Origin of the sequence: uncultured Rothia sp. (assembly GCF_963555405.1) — a bacterium.
In the GTDB taxonomy this organism is placed as follows: domain Bacteria; phylum Actinomycetota; class Actinomycetes; order Actinomycetales; family Micrococcaceae; genus Rothia.
On the sequence record NZ_CAUVVO010000002.1, the window covers coordinates 198,316 to 218,767 of the forward strand.

General features: G+C 56.2%; 16 protein-coding genes and 1 tRNA gene. 5 read left to right on the top strand and 12 right to left on the bottom strand.

Features of this window, described 5'->3' with window-relative positions:
* Positions 1 to 172: 172 nt before the first annotated feature.
* On the bottom strand, positions 173 to 1,093 hold the full coding sequence (locus RWL87_RS02250) for a glycosyltransferase family 2 protein (protein ID WP_313968758.1): 921 nt from the start codon (positions 1,091 to 1,093) through the stop codon (positions 173 to 175).
* 195 nt (positions 1,094 to 1,288) lie between these two features.
* Between RWL87_RS02250 and RWL87_RS02255 the strand changes: the two genes are divergently transcribed.
* Positions 1,289 to 2,251 (top strand): alpha-1,2-fucosyltransferase, encoded by a 963-nt coding sequence (locus RWL87_RS02255; RefSeq protein ID WP_313968759.1) that lies wholly within the window; start codon positions 1,289 to 1,291, stop codon positions 2,249 to 2,251.
* A gap of 298 nt (positions 2,252 to 2,549) precedes the next feature.
* Here RWL87_RS02255 and RWL87_RS02260 read toward each other — a convergent pair whose 3' ends face one another.
* Positions 2,550 to 4,358 (bottom strand): ABC transporter ATP-binding protein, encoded by a 1,809-nt coding sequence (locus tag RWL87_RS02260; RefSeq protein WP_313968760.1) that lies wholly within the window; start codon positions 4,356 to 4,358, stop codon positions 2,550 to 2,552.
* Positions 4,359 to 5,064: 706 nt separating this feature from the next.
* Here RWL87_RS02260 and RWL87_RS02265 point away from each other — a divergent pair.
* Positions 5,065 to 6,189: a low molecular weight phosphatase family protein gene (locus RWL87_RS02265; RefSeq protein ID WP_049346761.1), complete on the top strand. Its 1,125-nt coding sequence runs from the start codon at positions 5,065 to 5,067 to the stop codon at positions 6,187 to 6,189.
* A 161-nt stretch (positions 6,190 to 6,350) separates the two neighbouring features.
* Here the strand turns inward: RWL87_RS02265 and RWL87_RS02270 are convergent, their stop codons facing one another.
* From RWL87_RS02270 to RWL87_RS02280, 3 genes are all read right to left on the bottom strand, one after another.
* Positions 6,351 to 7,331, bottom strand: a complete 981-nt coding sequence (locus tag RWL87_RS02270) for a ribose-phosphate diphosphokinase (protein ID WP_049346763.1) — start codon at positions 7,329 to 7,331, stop codon at positions 6,351 to 6,353.
* A gap of 20 nt (positions 7,332 to 7,351) precedes the next feature.
* The gene (gene glmU / locus RWL87_RS02275; protein ID WP_313968761.1) at positions 7,352 to 8,806 is read right to left on the bottom strand and encodes a bifunctional UDP-N-acetylglucosamine diphosphorylase/glucosamine-1-phosphate N-acetyltransferase GlmU; all 1,455 of its coding nucleotides are present in this window, start codon (positions 8,804 to 8,806) and stop codon (positions 7,352 to 7,354) included.
* Between the two features lie 87 nt (positions 8,807 to 8,893).
* Positions 8,894 to 8,964 (bottom strand) — tRNA-Gln (locus RWL87_RS02280).
* 231 nt (positions 8,965 to 9,195) lie between these two features.
* Here RWL87_RS02280 and RWL87_RS02285 point away from each other — a divergent pair.
* From RWL87_RS02285 to RWL87_RS02295, 3 genes are all read left to right on the top strand, one after another.
* On the top strand, positions 9,196 to 11,040 hold the full coding sequence (locus RWL87_RS02285; RefSeq protein WP_313968762.1) for an ABC-F family ATP-binding cassette domain-containing protein: 1,845 nt from the start codon (positions 9,196 to 9,198) through the stop codon (positions 11,038 to 11,040).
* 149 nt (positions 11,041 to 11,189) lie between these two features.
* Entirely contained in the window at positions 11,190 to 11,672 is a 483-nt protein-coding gene (locus RWL87_RS02290) for a DapH/DapD/GlmU-related protein (RefSeq protein WP_313968763.1), read from the top strand.
* Between the two features lies 1 nt (position 11,673).
* Positions 11,674 to 12,615 (top strand): glycosyltransferase family 2 protein, encoded by a 942-nt coding sequence (locus RWL87_RS02295; RefSeq protein ID WP_313968764.1) that lies wholly within the window; start codon positions 11,674 to 11,676, stop codon positions 12,613 to 12,615.
* Between the two features lie 83 nt (positions 12,616 to 12,698).
* Here the strand turns inward: RWL87_RS02295 and RWL87_RS02300 are convergent, their stop codons facing one another.
* The 7 genes from RWL87_RS02300 to rsmI form a co-directional block, all read right to left on the bottom strand.
* Positions 12,699 to 13,892 (bottom strand): glycosyltransferase, encoded by a 1,194-nt coding sequence (locus RWL87_RS02300; RefSeq protein ID WP_313968765.1) that lies wholly within the window; start codon positions 13,890 to 13,892, stop codon positions 12,699 to 12,701.
* 77 nt (positions 13,893 to 13,969) lie between these two features.
* Positions 13,970 to 14,971: a 4-diphosphocytidyl-2C-methyl-D-erythritol kinase gene (locus RWL87_RS02305; protein ID WP_313968766.1), complete on the bottom strand. Its 1,002-nt coding sequence runs from the start codon at positions 14,969 to 14,971 to the stop codon at positions 13,970 to 13,972.
* A gap of 68 nt (positions 14,972 to 15,039) precedes the next feature.
* On the bottom strand, positions 15,040 to 15,912 hold the full coding sequence (rsmA, locus tag RWL87_RS02310; RefSeq protein ID WP_313968767.1) for a 16S rRNA (adenine(1518)-N(6)/adenine(1519)-N(6))-dimethyltransferase RsmA: 873 nt from the start codon (positions 15,910 to 15,912) through the stop codon (positions 15,040 to 15,042).
* A 38-nt stretch (positions 15,913 to 15,950) separates the two neighbouring features.
* On the bottom strand, positions 15,951 to 16,772 hold the full coding sequence (locus RWL87_RS02315) for a glycosyltransferase family 25 protein (RefSeq protein WP_313968768.1): 822 nt from the start codon (positions 16,770 to 16,772) through the stop codon (positions 15,951 to 15,953).
* Between the two features lie 330 nt (positions 16,773 to 17,102).
* The gene (locus RWL87_RS02320) at positions 17,103 to 17,930 is read right to left on the bottom strand and encodes a glycosyltransferase family 25 protein (protein ID WP_313968769.1); all 828 of its coding nucleotides are present in this window, start codon (positions 17,928 to 17,930) and stop codon (positions 17,103 to 17,105) included.
* Positions 17,931 to 18,174: 244 nt separating this feature from the next.
* Positions 18,175 to 19,248: a TatD family hydrolase gene (locus tag RWL87_RS02325; RefSeq protein ID WP_313968770.1), complete on the bottom strand. Its 1,074-nt coding sequence runs from the start codon at positions 19,246 to 19,248 to the stop codon at positions 18,175 to 18,177.
* Positions 19,249 to 19,320: 72 nt separating this feature from the next.
* Positions 19,321 to 20,259, bottom strand: coding sequence for a 16S rRNA (cytidine(1402)-2'-O)-methyltransferase (gene rsmI, locus RWL87_RS02330; RefSeq protein ID WP_313968771.1), 939 nt, complete (start codon positions 20,257 to 20,259; stop codon positions 19,321 to 19,323).
* Positions 20,260 to 20,452: the final 193 nt, after the last annotated feature.

A 20,452-nucleotide genomic window follows, 5' to 3' on the forward strand; every position in this document is an offset into this window, starting at 1 on the left:
AAAGTTTCACCTGCTACTTGAGACAAAACATACCTATTGAAATTTTACAACGAAAGCAGGAGACGACACACTCGAGTGCACTGTGTCGCCTCCTACGTTCTATGTGAACCTTCTTATGAAGAAGGCAACAAATTATACGGAACCATCACGGTAAATTCCGCAGGTTTCGCACCTAGTTCTCGCGGCGCTCTGCCTTGGCAATACGCTCCAGCTCGGTGGCAAGGAAGCCACGAGCGTCCACATCCTTATTGCGCAGGCCGCGCACCGAGTTCACCGCAAAGTTTGCGTAGCTGGTAGCGCGCAGAGTAGCAGCAAGCTTCTTCTCCCAACCCCACTTATCCGCATAAATGAAGCGGGCGGTGGTCAGCCACTGCACACGACGCTCGGAGGGCGAAGATCCGCCACCCTCGTGGGTTACAGTCACCGAGGGGATCAGGTAGCGGTCCACGCCAGCGTTCGAGAGGCGGTACTGGAAGTCCACCTCTTCGCTGTTCATGTAGAAACGTTCGTCCATGCCGCCGATGCGGTTGAAGGTTGCGCGAGGAACAACCATGCACGCGCCCATAACCCAGTCGACCTTCGCGTCGGAGGTGCCGGTGCATGCCTCGACGTCGTGGCCGACGCCGCGGTGCCACCAGTTGGTCGGCTTGAAACGAGCCAGCGGGGTGAACCATTCCCACGCAATATGCGCTGCGGTGGGGAACTTGCGTGCGACCCACTGTTGCTTGCCGTCGTGGCCAATAATCTGGGGGCTAGCCAGTACCTCGCCGTGGCGTTCCACGGCTGCGAGCATGCGCGAGACGAAAGTGTTATCCAGCTCCAGGTCGCTGTTGAGGATGAAAACCCATTCACCGGTCGCGGCAGCGACACCGGAGTTCACCGCTTTACCAAAACCACCGTTGACGGCACGACGCACGACGGTCACGCCCTCGACCTCAGGGAAGGGGGTGGGAGAAACGTCATCAGAGACGACGATTTCAATATCGGCGGGGTCAATACCCTGCTGAGCACGCAACGTGTCAATAATGGCAAGAACCGGTTCCGGCTCGCCGTAGAAAGGAATAACCGCAGAAACGCGGGGAGAGTAGGTCATGTATTACAATCTTTCTTGAGTGAGAGGGAAGATAGACCCCACCATAAAGGGAGCTTTATCGTCCCTAGGATTATACAACTTCACTACTTTTTCAGCTGTACTTTTCAACTAACTGTGCAGCGGATAACTTGTGTAGCAGATAAATACTCACCCACTATCAACTCGCTATCTTACACATCTGAAGGGGACCTTCTCGTGGCTTCTGAGACCCACGCTGTCAATGAATCAGAAAGGGTTGCCGAATATACTGTTCAGCAGTCCGCTTTTAAACGCGTTATCAAGGCGACTTACGATTCTATTCGCCACAAGTATCTGGCTGAATACATTAACCTTTTGCGTCGCGGCGAAAAGATCGTTCTTCTCTCCTCTCCTATCTCCAGAGGCGGTAACTGGCTGTACCTCTGGGCTCGTGCTGCTACTCTGCGGCATCGAGGTACTGACAAGGCCTCTTTGCTTTACAACCCCGGTATGGAGGCATGGACTGAGGAGTTCCCGAAGCTTTCCTCTATTACGGTTCCCTCGTCAGAATACGGCTTCTTTACGCGGCGTAGTGGCTACTTCCCCGCTGACATTGAGACGGATATTAACGAAGAGGATTTGCACTATTTTATTCGCGAATATCTTCTTTCTTCAGAGGCTTTCAGCGAGCGCCTTGCAAGAATGCAGAATGTAGTGGATGAAAATTCTCTCGTCATTAATATTCGCCGTGGCGATTACTATTCCGTGCCTCAGATTAATGCGGTTTTTGGAATTGATACGGTGACATATGTGGAGGAAGCGCTGAAGAAGCTTCAGGATACCGTTACTCCTTCAAAGATTATTTTCGTATCGGATGACCTTCAGTGGTGCGAGGAAAATCTCTCGCATCTGAGCTCGGTCGCGCCCTGCATTTTCGAAAAGCAGGGTTCCGGTATGTTCGATGACCTAGCCCTTGTAGCCAGCGCACCTTACCTGATTCTGACCAATACGACTTTCGGTTATTGGGGGGCCTATATCGGTGAGTTGCTGGCGCAGAAGATGGTCCTTTCCCCCGATATTCACCAGCTGATCCCCACCGATGCGCGGGTCTATCAGGAACGTCCGCAGATGCATCGTGCCCGATGGGTGCCTATCAGCCACCCCGAGAAGAAGAATTGGATTTCAGGAGAGGCACAGTGATGTCTAAAACTACCCTGCTGACAACAGCGAAGGAACTCAAGCATAAGCTCTTCATTCAGAAGGTCAATTGGGAAAAGCGACGCAAAGCCCACGCTATCCGCAACAGCACAATTGAGCAAAATTGCCAAGCTACTCGAGAAACAACCGATACCAACTTGTAGAAGCTTCAAAAACATACAGAACATGCAATATAGCTGGGGGCGGGGTTCTAATCAGTGATTAGAACCCCGCCCCCAGCTGCATCAACTTCGACCTAACCTGGCCAACACGGTGTATAGGGTTACCCCAGCCGCTAATTTTACTCAGGAAGCTGTCCCAGCTTTACCAGGTTTGCAAACTCTGCGTTAGCCTGCTGAACCTCAGTAAATGTGCCTTGATTAGCGATTCGGCCATTGGAGAGATAAACCAGCTGGTCAACATTGCGCACCGTGGAGAGACGGTGAGCCACGATAATGACCGTAATATCCTTGGAGATGCGCTCAATGGTCTTTGTGATCTTGTGCTCAGTCTCATTATCCAGAGCACTGGTAGCCTCATCGAGAATTAGAACACTCGGGTTGCGATACAGGGCTCGAGCGATGCCCAAGCGCTGCTTCTGACCACCCGAGAGACGAGTTGCGTTGTATCCCAGTTTAGTATTCAGGCCGTCTTCTAGGGAATCGACAACTTCGGTCAAAGCTGCAACCTCCAAGCAGTACTTGACACGATCCACATCGATTTCTTCTGGCAAAAGTCCGAAAGCTACTGCTTCGGTTACAGTGCAATCTGCGATGAACACATCCTGAGGGACATAACCAATATGCTGATGCCATGAACGCAAGTCCTTGTGAATTGATTCACCGTTCTTCAGCACCTGCCCATGGGTCGGAGCGAAAAGACCCAAGATTAGGTCAATTAGAGTAGTCTTACCCGACCCAGAGCCACCCACGAAGGCGATTGAGGATCCCATCGGGATATCCAAGGTGATGTTATTGAGCACGGGCTTATCGCCGTCGGGGTACTGGAAACTCAAATTGTCAACCTGAATGTTAACAGGTTCAATTGTTTTATTGATGTACTCATAGCCTTCCGGAACGACAGGTTCAGAAGACAGGTTAAACATTCGAGCTTCAGGAGAAAGCTGCTTAATCTCCTTCACGAGTTCATCGCTGGCATGCTCACCAGCACGGATGTTACCCAAGGATGCCACCATACGAGTGTAGTTCGGCAGGATTCGGATACAAGCGCCAGCGAAGAGAACCAGGTACCCGGTGCTATCTGCACCCTGAGTTGCACTCATAAATGCAAGGAGACCCGCAATTCCCAAGATAAAAATAATCTCAAGGGTGTACTTAGGAAATTCCGAAAGGAAAGCACTGCGCATAGAAGCACCTACCGCGTCCAAACGCTTTTTCTGGTAGCGATACATGTAACGATCAGTCGCGTCATACAGACGAATCTCACGGAAGCTATCTACCGACTCAACCATCGCAGACCATGCACCCTTAGTCGCGTTGAGAGCGATAACGCCCAGCTCACGGTTCTTGTGCTTAAGAACGCTCTGCAGAACGAATGAAGTCAGCCCGAAATAAACCATAGCCAGCAGTGCCGGAACAGGCATAATAACAAGCAGCATGACCATAAGCATTAGAATCGATAGCAATTCACCGATAAATCCTAATACTCCACCAATAAAGGAACCATATGCTTGGGCGGTAACATCATTCACCGCGTTATAAATGGGTGCTGCTCCGCGTTTGCGGTGATCCAAGTAAGGCTCACGAGCATACCGATTCAAGAGAGCTACTGATACCGCACTCTGCTGAGTGGCTAGAAAACCAAGGCTCCAGCGACGGACCACCAGCGAAAAAATGCCTTTAAGGACAAACGCTGCAACAAGAGTCAAACCAAAGATAATAATCAAGGTCGGCGTGTCCGGATCACCAAAAAAGTTAGAGACCTTCAGAATAAAACCCTCACGCGGGGCTCCCATAGCAAGGTTCACCAAAGGAAGTACCAGTGCAACACCAAGCATCTCGAACAACGAGACGAGGAAGAGGCCAATAATATTGATGATAAGGAGCCTAAATTTCTTACCAGGGAAGAAAAGTCGGATTTTAGAGTACATACTCTTCACGATAAAACCTGCACCTTCTGCAGATAACCATCCGCAATAGAACAAATGAATTGAGTACGAGAAGAACGATTACAGTATCTGCAATAAATTCAGATTCTTAATCCAAATTCTACTATCAGACACGAAGTATGCCTTCCAGATAAACAAGATTGAAATAGATATCCCAAAGCTCCACATTTCACACCATAAACATCGTTTCTGGTGTCGTAAGCCTGTTTGAATTCTGCTACCCTCTATGAGAGAATATGCTCTCCGAGCTTCCCTTGCTGTTGCACAGAGAAGAGAAATATAACAGAACGTAAAGAAACCCGTTAAATCTCAGCATATTTTGCCAAGAAACGGATCTGGAGTTTGCGGGTAGAACCGAAGTTCTTGCTGCGAGAAGGTTCATGATGCCTTTCTCGACCCGTCACAAGATACGGACGAGCCCATGAGTTTGATGAGTGATGAGTAGAGTCTAGGCATAATTCTAGCATGCAAGCTTTCTTTAGCTTTAGAGAGTTTTCTGTACTTTAGGTCATTTTTAAATGGAAGTTTCTACGGCCCCTGCTCATCTGTAGGGTATTCGCCACACGCAGGAAAAGGACCCGTTGAAGGTGCAAGTAACTCGGTATGATAGATACTATTCATTCAACCAACCCGACACTTCCGGCTTCCCTGTTCACTGTTGGGTACGTCAATTAGAAAAGGCTTTTTGATGGGCATCTTCAACATTAAGTCCCTCAAGGACAAGTACGCGTGGGGGTCCTCCGAGGACAAAACCAACTCCGCAGAAACCGCCGAGGAGCACCCGGCACCCCCCGCTTCTTCCTCCGCGAATATTGCCGATGGAGTCCGTTCCCTCATTAAGAGCAACCCCGAACTGGCAGGCAAGAACCGCCGCGGGGTAGCCGGTCGTACCATCACCCCCGACGGTTCGCTCCGCGAAGCCATCGAGGACTATAAAGATCACTCCCCCACCAAGGTAACCGTACAGGAAGTCACCCCGGAAGAAGAGCTCAGCGCCGACGGCACCGCAACCGTCTCCGCGCAGCCCCTCACCCACACCGATATCGAGGCTACCCCCGGTGACATTCTCGACGTAGACGAAAAGCCCGCAGGACCCAACATTATCCGCGTGGGTCAGCGCAACGCGCCCACCGTTGATGCCGAAGAGCTTGCCAACCCCGAAGAAGCCAACAGCCAGAATACGCAGGCTTCCCGCCAGACAACGAAACCCCGCAGCGAACGCCCCTCCCTCTTCAAGTTCTCCCCCAGCACCCTCAACCAGGCTGACAGCACACGTAAGGACGGCCCCTTCGAAGCGCTCTTCGTGTGCACCGGCAACATTGCCCGTAGCGCATCCGGCGAGGTCATCTCCAAGCACCTTGCCGCCGAGTACGGTCTGGAAGACAAGTGGATTTTCGCCAGCGCAGGCACCGGTGCCCTCGTCGGCCACGGCGTCTACGAACACGTGGCCAACGAACTCATTGAGCGCGGCTACAACCCCGAAGGTTTCGCGTCCCGCCAGCTCAACGGCCAGATTATTGAGAACGCCACCATCATCCTGGTGGCTGAGAAGGTGCATGCCGACTGGATTGTGCGCGAGTGGCCCCAACACCACTCCAAGATTAAGCTGCTCAAGCAGGTTGCACGTATCCGCGAAGATGCTCGCCGCGCCGAACCGCTGTCCTACCTCTACTCTTACGGCGCCCGCCCGCTTGATACCGACAAGCTGGAAGACCCCTACCGCCGTGGCCCCGCAGCCGCTAAGGTCGCAGTGGACGAGGTGGAGCAGTCCCTGCGCGTGATTCTGCCCTGGCTCGCACAGGCACACCGCTAAGCGCACACCGCTAAACATACGAGGCTAAATACAGCGCTAACCCGGCTGGAACAGATATCTGCTCCAGCCGGGTTAGCTTTAGCCTCTATAACTCAGCCTCAATAGCAGAAAGTCCCCCGCCGACAGTAGTCAGCGGGGGACTTTCGTTAGGCTTTAGAAGCTTAGTGATCGAAAATCTCGGTCACAGAGCCCTCGTCGAAGACCTCGCGGATAGCGCGAGCGATCAACGGAGCGATGGAGAGAATAGTCAGGTTATCGAACTGCTTCTCTTCCGGCACGGGCAGGGTGTTGGTCACGACGACCTCCACAGCACCGCACTGGGACAGACGCTCAGCAGCCGGATCGGACAGAACCGGGTGGGTTGCCGCAATGATAACTTCCTTCGCGCCCTTGTCCATGAGGACCTTCACAGCGCCAGCAATGGTGCCGCCGGTGTCAATCATGTCGTCAATCAGCACGCAGGTACGACCCTCAATGTCACCCACAACAGTCTTAGAAACAGCCTGGTTGGGGACGTTGATGTCGCGGGTCTTGTGCACGAATGCCAGGGGCGCGCCGTCCAGCAGGTCAGCCCAGTGCTCAGCCACACGGACACGACCGGTATCCGGGGACACAACGGTCACGTTGGACAGGTCGTCCACGCGGTCGCGGATGTGCTTAGCCAGAACCGGAATCGCGAACAGGTGATCCAGCGGACCGTCGAAGAAGCCCTGAATCTGCGAAGTGTGCAGATCCACGCACATCAGACGGTCAGCACCAGCGGTCTTGTACAGGTCCGAAATCAGACGTGCCGAGATAGGCTCGCGACCCTTGTGCTTCTTGTCCTGACGAGCGTAGGGGTAGAAAGGAGACACCACGGTAATGGAACGAGCGGATGCACGCTTGAGCGCATCGATCATAATGATCTGCTCCATGAGCCACTCGTTGATGGGTGCCGGGTGCGACTGAATCACGAAAGCGTCCGCACCGCGCACCGACTCCTCAAAGCGAACGTAGGTCTCGCCGTTGGCGAAGGTGTATGCGGAGGTGGGCAGCAGGTCGTGATCAAGTGCCTGTGCAATCTCCTCGGCAAGCTTGGGGTGTGCTCGACCGGAGACCACTACAAGCTTGCGCTCACCGGGGTTGGTAATCTCGCTACTCATGGTGTTGTTCTTTCCTCGAATTAGGATTCTGCCGGTTCCTGCGCGCCAGCTGCCTTAGCAGCCTCGGCGGGTTCGGTACCAGCACGGTTCTTCAGGACCCAGCCTTCAATGGTCCGCTGGGAAGTCTCAGAGTAGGCGAGGGCGCCCGCAGGAACATCCTTACGGATCAGCGCGCCCGCGCCGGAGTAGGCACCGTCACCAACGGTAACGGGTGCAACGTAAATGCCTGCGGAGCCCATGCGAGCATGAGCACCAATGACGGAACGGTTCTTCACCAGACCGTTGTAGTTCGCGAAAATCGAGCCAGCACCAATGTTCGCGCCCTCACCGATGGTGGCGTCACCAACGTAGGACAGGTGCGGGATCTTTGCGCCATCGCCAATCTGCGAGTTCTTAGCCTCGCAGAAGGTGCCGAGCTTAGCGTCCTTGCCCAGGGTGGTACCGGGGCGCAGGTACGCGAAGGGACCAACAGTTGCGCCTTCGCCGATGACAGCACCGAAGCCGTGAGCGCGGATGACGGTAGCGTCAGCCTCAACAGTCATATCGGTCAGGGTGGTGTCCGGGCCAATAGTCGCGCCGGTAGCAACGGTGGTGGAGCCGTGCAGCTGCACTCCGGGCAGCAGGGTCACGTCGTTCTCAATGGTGACGGTAACGTCAATCCAGGTGTTCTGCGGATCAACGATAGTCACGCCGTTACGCATGTGCGCCTCAAGGATGCGGTTGTTGAGCATACGACCCAGCTGAGCCAGCTGCACGCGGTCGTTAGCGCCCTCAACTTCCCAGCGGTCCTCAATAGCCAGAGCGGAGGTGCGGTGGCCCTTCGAACGAGCGATGGACAGAACGTCAGTAATGTACTTCTCGCCCTGTGCGTTGTTGGTGGTCACCTCAAGCAGTGCCTCACGCAGGACAGCAGCATCAAAAGCGTAAATACCGGAGTTAATCTCGGTGATTTCGAGCTCTTCGGGGGAAGCGTCCTTCGCCTCGACAATGGCGGTGACTTCGCCAGCCTGGTTACGGACAATGCGGCCGTACGCGCCGGGCTCATCCACGTGGGTGGTCAGCACGGTGACAGCGTTCTTATCTTCCTCGTGGAAAGCGATCAGTTCACGCAGGGTCTCGGGGCGCAGCAGGGGGACGTCGCCGTAGGTCACCAGAACGGTACCGGAAACGGTTTCCTGAGCATCCAGAGCGTTCAGACCGACCTCAACAGCGCGGCCGGTACCGGGAATCTCATCCTGGTCAACAATGGTTACTTCAGAATCAAAAGCCAAAACGTGCTCAGCAACCTTATCGCGCTGGTGGCGCACCACAACAGCAAGACGCTCAGGGTTCAGGTCGCGTGCAGCAGCAACAGCGTGCTCAACCATGGAACGACCACCAATGCCGTGCATGACCTTGGGGGTGGCGGACTTCATGCGCGTACCAGCGCCTGCGGCGAGAACAATCACTGCAGAGGGTGCCAGTTCAGTATTCACTGGGAAGACTCCTTAGACGAGGTTGTAAGAGTGAGGAGTGAGCGCGGACCGCCAACTCTCTATCAACGGTGCCGTTGAGTGCTTACGCTCCGCCACTAGGACTCGAACCTAGACAAACGGCTCCAAAGGCCGCTGTGCTGCCATTACACCATGGCGGATTATCCATACATCACCGGTAAGTCCTTTAAAAGTTCCCACCGTCATCAGCCGCCTTTTGGGCACAGAACAGCGCAATGCAGGAAATGCTTTCCTCAGTTTATCAAATATCTGCCCTCAACCTCGCCGCGCACCCAGGCAAAACCCCGCGGCATTTCTCAACACTGCAGTAGCCCCTCATCAAAGCTTGGAGCGCTACTTGAACCGAAGATTCACCCTGTACCCTAGAAGGCGTGGCACATCTACTTGGCGGCGAATCGCTGCACCTCGAATTCCCTACCCGAACCATCTTTGAAGGCATCACGGTCGGTCTGAACGAAGGCGACCGCATCGGTATTGTCGGACGTAACGGCGACGGCAAGTCCACCCTCATGAAGCTCCTTGCCGGCCGGCTCGAACCGGACTCCGGCCGCGTCACCGTGCGCGGCGGCACCCGCATCGGCTACCTCGACCAGTCCGATGTACTCGACGACGACCACACGGTCGGCTACGCGATTGTGGGCGACACCCCCGAATACGAGTGGGCGTCGCAGGCGCGTATCCGCGACGTTATCTCCGGTCTGGTCTCCGACCTGCCCTGGGATGCACCCGTTTCTTCACTCTCCGGCGGTCAGCGCCGACGCGTAGCGCTCGCCTCCCTACTCGCGCAGGAGTGGGACGTGCTCATGCTCGACGAGCCCACCAACCATCTGGACGTTGAAGCCATCACCTGGCTCGCCAACCACCTGAAGTCCCGCTGGGCAAAGAACGCGGGCGGCCTCATGGTTGTCACCCACGACCGCTGGTTCCTCGACGAAATCTGTACCGACACCTGGGAGGTGCACGACCGCATCGTCGAGCCCTTCGAGGGCGGCTACGCGGCGTACATCCTGCAGCGTGTGGAACGTGACCGTCAGGCAGCCGCAGCGGAGGCGAAGCGTCAGAACCTGATGCGCAAGGAGCTCGCCTGGTTGCGCCGCGGTGCGCCCGCACGTACCTCCAAGCCGAAGTTCCGCATTGATGCCGCCAACGCCCTTATTGCGGACGTTCCGCCCGTACGTGACACTGTGGAGCTGAAGAAGATGGCGGTCTCCCGCCTCGGCAAGGACGTGGTCGATCTCGAAAACGTTTCCGTCGTCTACGACGATCCAACAATGCCCGGCGGCAAGCGCCCGGTGCTGAAGAAGGTCACCTGGCGTATTGCCCCCGGCGAGCGCACCGGCATCCTGGGTGTGAACGGCGCGGGTAAGTCCACTCTGCTTTCTCTGGTGACTGGCGACCTGAAACCGACCGAGGGCCGCGTCAAGCACGGTAAGACGGTGAAGATTGCGACCCTGACCCAGCAGCTTGATGAGCTCAACGAGGTCGCTAACGACCGCGTCTCGGATGTGATTGGCCGCAAGAAACGCAGCTACATTGCTGACGGCAAGGAGCTGTCCCCCTCGCAGATGCTGGAGCGTCTGGGCTTTACGAGTGCGCAGCTGTCTACCCCGGTCAAGGACCTTTCGGGTGGTCAGAAGCGTCGCCTGCAGCTCATGCTGATTCTGTTGGATGAGCCGAACGTGCTGATTCTCGACGAGCCGTCCAACGACCTGGATACCGATATGCTCGCCGCAATGGAGGATCTGCTGGACACCTGGCCGGGCACCCTGCTGGTGGTCAGCCACGACCGCTACCTCATGGAGCGCGTGACCGACCAGCAGTACGCCGTGATTGACGGTTCGTTCCGCCACCTGCCCGGTGGCGTGGACGAGTATTTGGCACTCTCGGCGGCAGGTGCTGGCGGCTCCGCGGCAGGTTCTGCACAGGCGCGTTCCGCCTCCCCGATGCAGAAAGCTTCAGCGCAGGAGGCTGAGGCAGCTGCTAAGCCGAAGGTTTCTGGTGCCGAGCAGCGTGCGGCGCAGAAGGAGTCCGGTGCGATTGAGCGCCGTCTGGCGAAGCTTGCCACGGAGCAGGAGAAACTCTCCGAACAGATGAGCGCCCACGATGCCTCCGACTACGCCGGTTTAGCAGCACTCGGTGAGCAGCAGCAGGCACTTCAGAACGAGATTGACGAGCTAGAAATGCGCTGGCTCGAGCTCTCCGAGCTACTCGGTTAACGCCAACTTCATGTGCCATATGTAACAGCGGATTTCTCATCTGCTTCTGCGGGATACCGCCTCGTTCCGGGGCGGTATCCCGTTACTATAGGTAGTAGCTTTTAACACTTTTAGGGAGCCTTTTCCCGCCCACCCTGATGAAGGTATCTATGCTCAACACTCTCAAACAGCTCAAGCATCAGCATTTTCTGAAGCAGAAGAAAAAGCGCCGCGCGGCACGCATCGAAAAGTTCCGTGCCTCCGGCGTCACCATTGGTGACGGCACCTATGTGCACCCCAGCTCCGAAATTCTTCCCGGTGCCCAGATTGGCTCCGGTTGCTGGGTCAACCGCGATATTTTTATCGACCGTGCTGCCCAGATTGGTGACCGCGTCTACCTGGGCCCTCGAGTCACCCTGTGCACCGCAAGCCACGAGATGGGCCCTTCCCGTCAGCGTGCCGGCGAGAATATTGAGGCTCCCATCGTGATCGGTGACGGTTCCTGGCTCGGCCAGAACGTCTCCGTCATCGCCGGTGTCACCATCGGTGCCGGATGCATGATTGCCGCAGGTGCCGTTGTAGTCTCCGATTGCGAGCCGAACGGACTCTACGCGGGTGTTCCTGCACGCCGCATTAAGGATATGGGTGAATAAAATGAGCGAATATTACACCTATGATGCTACCGTCGTTATTCCTGTCTACAACGGTGCCGCATTCATTGAAGGGCAGTTACAGGCGCTCGCGGCGCAACAAACTAGCCGCTCTTTTGAGGTGGTTATCAGCAATAACGGTAGTACCGATTCTACGGTTAAAATTGTTGAGAGCTTCAAGGCACCTTTCCCCCTGCGTATCGCTGATTCGAGTCAGCACCAAGGGATTTGTCATGCGCGCAATGTAGGTGTCCGTGAAGCTCGGGGCAAAATTATTCTCTTCTGCGACGCAGATGATTACGTAGAACCTGGGTGGCTTGAAGCCCACCTGGTTGCTCATGACCAGCATGCTCCGGCTCTCATAGCTGGCGCTGTACTACATGGAGATAACCCTCCGGAAGCCCTTGCAGCCTATGGTATTGCTACGGACGAAGACCAGCGTCTCCGTAAACATTCTGGTGAGTTAGAACCTTCCGACATGCTTACCCCATACGCTGGCTTCCGTCCCTCAGCCGTAGGGTGTAATTTCTCAGTTCCTCGCGATGTCTATTTGGATCAAGGAGGCATGGATTTAAGCTATGTAGGTGGCTCCGAAGAAACAGACTTCACCTGGCGTTTGATGGATGCCGGAATTCCCATGTACAAAGCATCCGCTGCCCTCGTAAGTTACAAACTACGTACAACCCCCCGCGCGATATTCCGTCAGCAACGCAATTATCAGCGTAATAAGATGCTCCTCTGGACACGCTTTAAAGCTCAGGGAATGCGTGGATCTAGCCTTAAGTACTCTATCGTAGCGTTCTTCAAGGCTCTTCCTCTGTTGGTTTCTCCCGTAACCCGGCTCGAAGGCGCACGCCTAGCCGGCGGTAATTTAGGTGCTGTTCAGGGAATCATTAAGTATCGCATTTTCCCCGCTCCAAAGCGTCAGCTCATGAACAACCGCTAGATTATAAATAATAGAGAGTGCCGGTCCTAGATTTTACTCTAGAACCGGCACTCTTCTGTATAAGCATTCCTCGACACTTACGACTATCGGTGAATAGACTCAAAAACTTTCTCCCAACACCGAACAATATATTCAGGAGAGAAAATAGAGGACTTATCAATACACAAAGCAGATTTTTTAGCTCGCAATTCATCATCACCTATAGCCAAACGCAACTGCTTCGTCAGCGCTTCAACACTACGTTCTTCAGCTAGGTAGCCGACTTCAGGCAAATAGTCCAACAATAGATAGCTGGAGGGGTAAGAAACCATAGGCGTACCAACACGCATGCCCTCTTGCAAAGACATGGGGCCACCCTCAAAATCAGAGGCACAAATGGTCAATGATGCTTCGGCATAGGCTTCAAGCACCTGCTCGGAGCTCAGGGGTCCACCCACCACGATACGCTCGGCAAGAGCAGGCTCCAGCGAAGCAACGCGGTCCTTAATCTGCTGTTCCACCTCCTGGCTACCGCTACCGTTGAGTTTCAGAACCCACTCGGGAAACTCCTGCGCACACGCAATGAAGCTCTCCAGAATACGCAGGAGACCCTTCTCCGCACCATAGCGGCCAACATACTGAATAACTGGCTTCTTCTGCTGAGCTACCTCCAAGACCTTCTTCTGAACTTCAGGGTCGATGAAAGCGTTAGGGTTAGAGACCGCATCAACCGGGCGGTTCAGCCACTCAGCAAAGAGTCGTGCGTCTCCTTCAGAAAGCGCGATGAAGGAGTCATAGTAGCGCCCAATATCCTGAAGGGTCTTTTCACGAGTTGTGCGGTGAAAGCTATCGAAAGCGCTGTGGAATTCGTAGAGATACCCAATCCCCTGCTTCCGACCCTGTCGCGCATAGTCCACCAGATACTCGGCGATATCGGTCATCGAGGTCAAAATAACGGTGTCTTTGCCCAATGAATGCAGGTAACGACGGGTACGCACTGCGTTATAGCGGTCCCACAGTGCGGTAAACACCTTCTTAGCCGTCAGCACGGCACCCAGCGGTCCGGGGTTGTTGTACACCAGCTTATTGTGGGTGGTCTTTGAGACAAGCGATCCAGAACGAATAACAAAATCAGGAGTCGTCGCGTCAGGGTTATTGCCCGTATTGTCGTAGAGCGCCAGATAGCTAACGTTGTATCCGGCTTCCTCAAAAGCCCTACCCAGAATCCTGTTAACGGTCGTAATACCGCCAAGAAGGCTAAAACGGTCCTGGGCGATAACAATATTTTTAACCTTCATCGTATTCTCCCTTTCAGCCAGAGAACGGTAGAAGTCAGTGAGTGATAAATCGTTATCTAGTGTGACAGATAGAAAAGCTATGCACTAGTCACTTCAGTAGCTACGGCATGGTGGCCCTCAACACGAAGAGAGGTAGCGAGAGCTTCCGCTTGTGCATGTGAAGAAGTTAGCAGAAGCACCGTCGGACCGGAGCCAGAGACCAGGGAGGCGTACACGCCCTCGCTCTCGCGCAGGTTCAGGGTCTGCTCCAGCTGCGGGGCGCACGAAAGCGCGGGAGCCTGCAGGTCATTGCGCAACAGCGACGCCAAGGAGGCGAGCGCCGCCTCCGAACCGTCATACGAGTTCAGGGCGTTCAGAAGCTCTACGGGTTCCACCAGCTCGCCGGAGGCGGGGTACAGACCCGAAGCGCGGCCCGCGTCCAGCTGCTTGAATACGCTGGGGGTTGAGAGGCCAAACTGCGCGGCGACGATCACCAGATGCAGAGGTTCCTGAGGCGCCGCAACGTTCTGCAGCTCGGTTCCGGTCCCCTGCCCCAGGGCGAGGGGCTGACCCAGCGCGGCACGCACGCTAAAGGGAATATCGGCGCCCAGCTGCGCTGCGAGGCGCTCGTAATCCGTCTGGGTCAGTAGCGCGCCGGTACGACCGGTGGCGTGCAGGTAGCGGTCCGTGGCGATGAGGGCGGCAGCCGCGTCCGCTGAGCCGCCCGCCATGCCTCCTGCCACGGGGACAGCCTTTGCAATATGAAGGTGTAGCGCCGGAGCAGAGTCAATGCCGTGCTCCGCAAGAATCAGCTCGGCGGCACGGTACACGAGGTTCCGCTCATCCATCGGCACGTCGGCAGGGTCAAATTGCCCCGCCTGCATTTGCTGATCCACCAGGGAGCCGGGCACAATATCCATGCTCAAGGTCAGCCCGGGAACAGACCCCTCAGAGACCGTGATGGTCTCCAGCAAAGAGACCGCCGCAAAAAGCGTAGTCAACGGGTGGTAGCCGTCCTGACGGACATCCCCAACGGCAAGGTACAGATTGACCTTACCGGGAGCATCAACCGAAATAGTGACCTGGGAGGCGGTACTCATCAGCGCATACACCTTTCGCGCGGGAACTCGCGTGAGAACGTCAGTGAAAAATTTAGAGCGGGAAGAAGCTACTCCACTACAGGCTCAGCCGGGACAGTCAGCGAAGCCTCCGCAATGCGGATAAAACCGTGAATATCCAGCTTCTCGCCGCGCTCCGTCGGAGCGATACCGGCAGCCACCAGAATCTGCTCCGCACGCGCACCCGAGCCCGCCCAGGAGCTCAACGCAGCGCGCAGAGTCTTACGGCGCTGAGCGAAAGCGGCGTCCACAATCGTGAATACCAGGTCGCGGTCAACGGTCGAGAGAGGCTCCTCGCGCATACGGAAACCCACCAGACCAGAGTTAATCTTCGGTGCAGGCCAGAACACGTTCTTGCCAATCACGCCCGCCTTATACACCTCGGCATACCAATTAGCCTTCACCGAGGGCACACCGTAGATCTTCGAGCCCGGGGTCGCCGAAAGACGGTCGGCGACCTCGTCCTGGACCATCACCAGGGCGTGACTGATACTCGGGAACTGCGCAAACAGGTGCAGAAGCACCGGAACCGCCACGTTATATGGCAGGTTCGCAACCAGAGCGTCCGGAGTGCGAGGCAGCTCGGTGACCTTCAGAGCGTCCATAAGCACCACGTCGATATCGTCCGCCTTCTCGGGGCGGAACTTCTCAATCGTGTGCGGAAGCTGCTGAGCCAGCGGCGGGTCAATCTCAACCGCAACCATGTCCTTCGCAGCATCCAGGATGCCGAGGGTCAACGAACCCAGGCCCGGGCCGACCTCCAGCACCGTCTCCTCCGGTGAAATCTCTGCCGCGTTGACAATACGACGAATCGTATTGGGGTCAATCACAAAGTTCTGCCCAAGAGTCTTCGTCGGACGAATACCGAGCATCTCGGCAAGCTCGCGAATCTCAGCAGGACCGAGCAGGGGCAGATCGTTCACGGTGTTCCTTCGGTAGGCGTAGAGTTCTACACTCCAGGTTACCGTGCCAGGCGACGCTTCACATCTTCAACGGTAGACAGCAAGGCGTTCTTAGCGTTGGCCAAACGTGCCTTCGGTGCTAGCAAAACACGCAAGCGACCAATAATGTTGTTAGCTTGCAGCCCCCTATACAGCGTTTCAACGTGGCGAATACCGAGGTCGTCGATGAGGCTAGAGCCTTCCCAATCGCATAGGCCAGGCTGTACGTAGCGCACGTCCACACCCCATTTCTCGTACAGGGGGTAATCATCAGCCACAGTACCCGGCATTCCCTTATCAAAATTCTTCAGAAGAAGTTCAGCACCGGAACGCGAAATTAGGTATAGACCAGTACCGGTCAAGCGGGTCAGGCTGTACTTCCCTCCCATACGGTATTTACCGTATACGAACGGAGAGAGCAAAGAGATACGAGGATATGTCACCCGCGGGTTCATCTTACCCGCTTCGAGCGCGAATGCATCACAGAGGACAACCATCTGGACTTGCGGGTATTTAGCAATAATATTCTGCACTACGGGCTCAGCATCTGCGGAGATAATAATGTCGTCCTCAGCAATGAGGGCCCAGTCAGCATCACTTGCTAGAAAATCACGCCACATATTCAGGTGGCTGAGCATACATCCTCGTTCGGCGTTTTTCGGGTCACGATGCCAACGGGATCGAAAAAATTCGACATCAAATTCTTCATCAGTGACATGGCCGTCAAGGTTATCTACGGCGGAGTAGCGTACAAAATCTTGGGCAGGCGCACCCGCCGAATAGAAAGATTCAAAGCGATTCTTATTGTCCATACCAAGGACGTATTTTAGGACTTTTGCCATGATGTTCCCTTTTCTGTGGCACACCCATACAGCCCTAGCATGAAACGACATGAGCCCTGCATGAGTTTGCCGAAATATTGACCCGGCAACGCTAAGTACAAGGTGCACCAAGTGCACGCGAATACTAGGGCATATCGCCTAGTCAGTGAGTGAATGATATGTATAAAACACCCTATCACCTAAGCTAAGATAGCCCCAGCAATTGAGGCACAGTCTCCTGTAATGTCTCACACTTTATGCACAATCTCACACGCAAAATCTGAAAACACCCGTCAAAAAATCCCTCTCCACCACACATGTGACGAAGAGGGACTTCATATAGAGGCTTGCTTACTTCGGTTTACCCAGGCGATGCTTAACCTCATCGAGAGTTGCGTCCAGAGCATTTTTTGCATTCCTCAGACGCATCTTCGGAGCCAACGCAATACGCAGACGATCCAGGGCGTTCGAACCCTTCTGGTTCTCAGCCAGCATCTCCAGGTGGCTCTTACCGGAATCCAGGATGACGCTACTACCCTCCCAATCGCACAGACCGGGCTGCACAAAACGCACATCCACGCCCCACTGCTGGTACAGCCTATAATCATCAGCCACTGTGCCCGGCACATTGTCTTCAAACTGCTTGAGCAGTAGCTCAGCACCCGAACGGGAAATTAGGTACAGACCGGTACAACCCAGGCGGGTCGAACCATAGAGCTTACCCATACGGTACTTACCGTGCACAAAAGGAGACAGCAGAGACAGGCGAATATAGTCCAGGCGCGGGTTCATCGTACCCGCCTCGAACGAGTACGCATCGCACAGGTTCACCAGCTGAACCTGCGGGTACTTGGTGATGATTGCGTTCACCACCGCCTCGGCATCCGGAGAGATAAGGATGTCGTCCTCAGCAATCAGAGCCCAGTCCGCATCTGATGCGACGAAGTCCTCCCACATCTTCACGTGGCTGAGCATGCAACCGCGCTCAGCCGGGGTAGGTTCGCGGTGCCAGCGGCTACGGAAAAGTTCCACATCAAATTCGTCATCGGTCACATGGTTATCGCGGTTATCCACCGCAGAGTAAGGCACAAAGTCCTTCGCGGGCGTGCCCACCGAATAGAACGAGTCGAAACGGTTTGCGCCGTCCAAACCCAGAACATACTTGAGAATCTTTGCCATAGCGTCCTCCTAAAACACCAATCACCGGGAGCAAGGCACAAACCCAAGTGAGAGTTCTTGCACCCCTAATTTTTAAGCGCATTCTTTTAGGCGCAAAACATGCCTAAAGTACTACGCGCCAGATCATGGCATAGCTGTTTGAGTGAGTTGTTTGTAGTTGCTACAGTCTAGCACGCAGGCACGCGCTGCGAAGCGACCCAGGATAAGCAACCCAGAGTAGCTATCCGCTACAGGCTGCGCACTCCTACCACTGACCGTACACACGCTCCGAGTTCTCGCGGATGCGGCGGCAAAGCGCTTCCAGCTCCTCGCCGCGGTGGGCCGCCATGAAACGCACCGTATAGTTCGTCATATAGGACGCATTCGGGCGGCCACGGAACGGATGCGGGGTCAAGAACGGCGCATCCGTCTCAGCCAGCATCAGCTCCGGGCGAGCCATCGCCAACGATTCCTGAATACCCTTCGAGTTCTTGAAAGTCACCGTGCCGGCAAAGCTCATATACCAGCCGCGCTCATTGCAGATCGCGGCAAGCTCCGGGCCGCCCGAGTAGCAGTGGAACACGGTACGTTCCGGCGCGCCCTCTTCATCCAGGATGCGCACAACGTCCTCGTGAGCGTCGCGGTCGTGAATCTGCAACGCCAGGTTGTGCTTCTTCGCCAGGCGGATATGCTCACGGAAGCTGTAGTGCTGCGCCTCCTTGCCTTCCTCACCGGTGCGGAAATAGTCCAGGCCGGTCTCACCGATAGCACGCACACGGTCGGCGGCGGCGAGCTCATCGAGGGTGGCGAGCGCAGCCTCCAGCTGACCGGTTGCAGCCAGTTCGGGGGCGGTGTTCGGGTGAATCGCAATGGCGGCGAGGACGCGTTCATCAGCCTGGGCGGCGGCGACCGCGTACAGGGATGAGGGAATATCGCATCCGACCTGCACGATGACGCCGATGCCGAGCTTCTCACCGGCGTCGAGTGCGTCGCGGGCGCTGATTTCTACCTCGCCGTCGAGCAGGTCCATGTGGGTGTGGTTATCCACGATGGGGTACGGCAGCGGCTCGGGAGCGGGCGGGAAGACCAGGTTGCGGCTGCGGCCGTTCTCGCCGGTGGTGGAGCGGCGACGGGTTCCTTCTCCGCCTTCGGCGTCGCTGATGCCGGTGTAGAGTTCCGCCTGATAGGGGGCGGGCACTTCACCGGGCACGGGCTCCCAGCCGTTAGGCAGGGCGGTCGCCTGGAGCGCCGCGGGAGTGGGCAGGGTGTAGTTCGCCAGCGCGGCGAGGGAGTTCAAGTATTCCTGGGTGATTTCAGGACCGGGGTGGCTCTGACACATTGATAAATCCTTGGGATAAAAACTTGGGGGTAATACTGTGGGGTAAGTCCGGGCTATTCGAAGCGGTCTAGGTTATTCGGAGCGGGCAGCCAGTGCCGCCTCGTACAGGTCTCGCTTGGAAGTGCCGGTTTCGGCGGCGACCGCGGCGCAGGCGCTCTTGAGGCGCTCGCCGCCAGTCACTCGGTCGAGGACCAGCTGCACGATGTCCTGCGCTTCGGGGGTTTCGGGGGTCTGCGCGCCCTCGACGATAATGACAATTTCACCGCGAATACGTTCGGACTCTGCCCACTCGGCAAGCTCAGCCAGGGTACCGCGTCGAACCTCCTCGTGGAGCTTGGTCAGCTCGCGGCTGACGGTGCCTCGGCGGTCCGCGCCAAAGGTCTGCACGAAGTCCGCGAGGGTTGCGGCGGTACGGTGCGGGGATTCGTAGAAAATCATGGTGCGCTCCTCCCCCGCCAGCGATGCCAGGCGGCGGGTACGTTCGGAGCCCTTGCGAGCGAGGAAGCCTTCGAAGGTGAATCGTCCGGTGGGTAGGCCCGAGAGCGCGAGCGCGGTCAGTGCGGCGGAGGGGCCGGGCACCACGGTGACAGGCAGGTCGGCTTCCGCGACGGCTGCGGCGGCAACGTAGCCGGGGTCGGAGATAGTGGGCATGCCCGCATCCGAGAGCAGTAGTACGCGCTGGCCATCCTGTACCGCCTGCACGATGGTTTCGCTGCGTTCTTCTTCGTTGTGGTCGTGGTTGACGATGACGCGGCCGCGGGTGCGCACGCCAAGCCCGGAGGCGAGGGTTCGCAGCTTGCGGGTGTCTTCAACGGCGATGAGGTCTGCGGTGGCGAGTTCAGTACGCAGACGGTCGGAGGCGTCGGCGAGGTTGCCGATGGGGGTGCCGCCGAGGATGAGCATGCCGCCTTCTTCAGAGGTGACAGCAGCATCAGCGGTGTCAGTCTCGGGTGCCTCGACCGTTTCTGCGGGGTCGGTGGTTTCTTCGGTGTATTCTGCGGGTGCGGTCATGGCAGGCCTCGTGTCTGTGTCTGGTCTTCGTGTACCCACTAAGTGTAACGCCCGCGCTCAATCCGGTGCCGGGTAATCTTGCCGAGTGGGGCGCAGGTCAGAGCTCTGCGTCAGGTGCAGGTTCCGGGTGCGTCATATAAGCCGTTCACGGGCTGAAATGGTGCATCGTGCCTTCTGACCCTTTAGGATTGAT

What these genes read in the sequence shown, in the direction of transcription:
- RWL87_RS02250 (WP_313968758.1), bottom strand. Translation starts at nt 1,093, where the DNA reads ATGACCTACTCTCCCCGCGTTTCTGCGGTTATTCCTTTCTACGGCGAG.
- RWL87_RS02260 (WP_313968760.1), bottom strand. Translation starts at nt 4,358, where the DNA reads ATGTACTCTAAAATCCGACTTTTCTTCCCTGGTAAGAAATTTAGGCTC.
- RWL87_RS02265 (WP_049346761.1), top strand. Translation starts at nt 5,065, where the DNA reads ATGGGCATCTTCAACATTAAGTCCCTCAAGGACAAGTACGCGTGGGGG.
- RWL87_RS02270 (WP_049346763.1), bottom strand. Translation starts at nt 7,331, where the DNA reads ATGAGTAGCGAGATTACCAACCCCGGTGAGCGCAAGCTTGTAGTGGTC.
- RWL87_RS02290 (WP_313968763.1), top strand. Translation starts at nt 11,190, where the DNA reads ATGCTCAACACTCTCAAACAGCTCAAGCATCAGCATTTTCTGAAGCAG.
- RWL87_RS02295 (WP_313968764.1), top strand. Translation starts at nt 11,674, where the DNA reads ATGAGCGAATATTACACCTATGATGCTACCGTCGTTATTCCTGTCTAC.
- RWL87_RS02300 (WP_313968765.1), bottom strand. Translation starts at nt 13,892, where the DNA reads ATGAAGGTTAAAAATATTGTTATCGCCCAGGACCGTTTTAGCCTTCTT.
- RWL87_RS02305 (WP_313968766.1), bottom strand. Translation starts at nt 14,971, where the DNA reads ATGAGTACCGCCTCCCAGGTCACTATTTCGGTTGATGCTCCCGGTAAG.
- RWL87_RS02315 (WP_313968768.1), bottom strand. Translation starts at nt 16,772, where the DNA reads ATGGCAAAAGTCCTAAAATACGTCCTTGGTATGGACAATAAGAATCGC.
- RWL87_RS02320 (WP_313968769.1), bottom strand. Translation starts at nt 17,930, where the DNA reads ATGGCAAAGATTCTCAAGTATGTTCTGGGTTTGGACGGCGCAAACCGT.
- RWL87_RS02325 (WP_313968770.1), bottom strand. Translation starts at nt 19,248, where the DNA reads ATGTGTCAGAGCCACCCCGGTCCTGAAATCACCCAGGAATACTTGAAC.
- rsmI (WP_313968771.1), bottom strand. Translation starts at nt 20,259, where the DNA reads ATGACCGCACCCGCAGAATACACCGAAGAAACCACCGACCCCGCAGAA.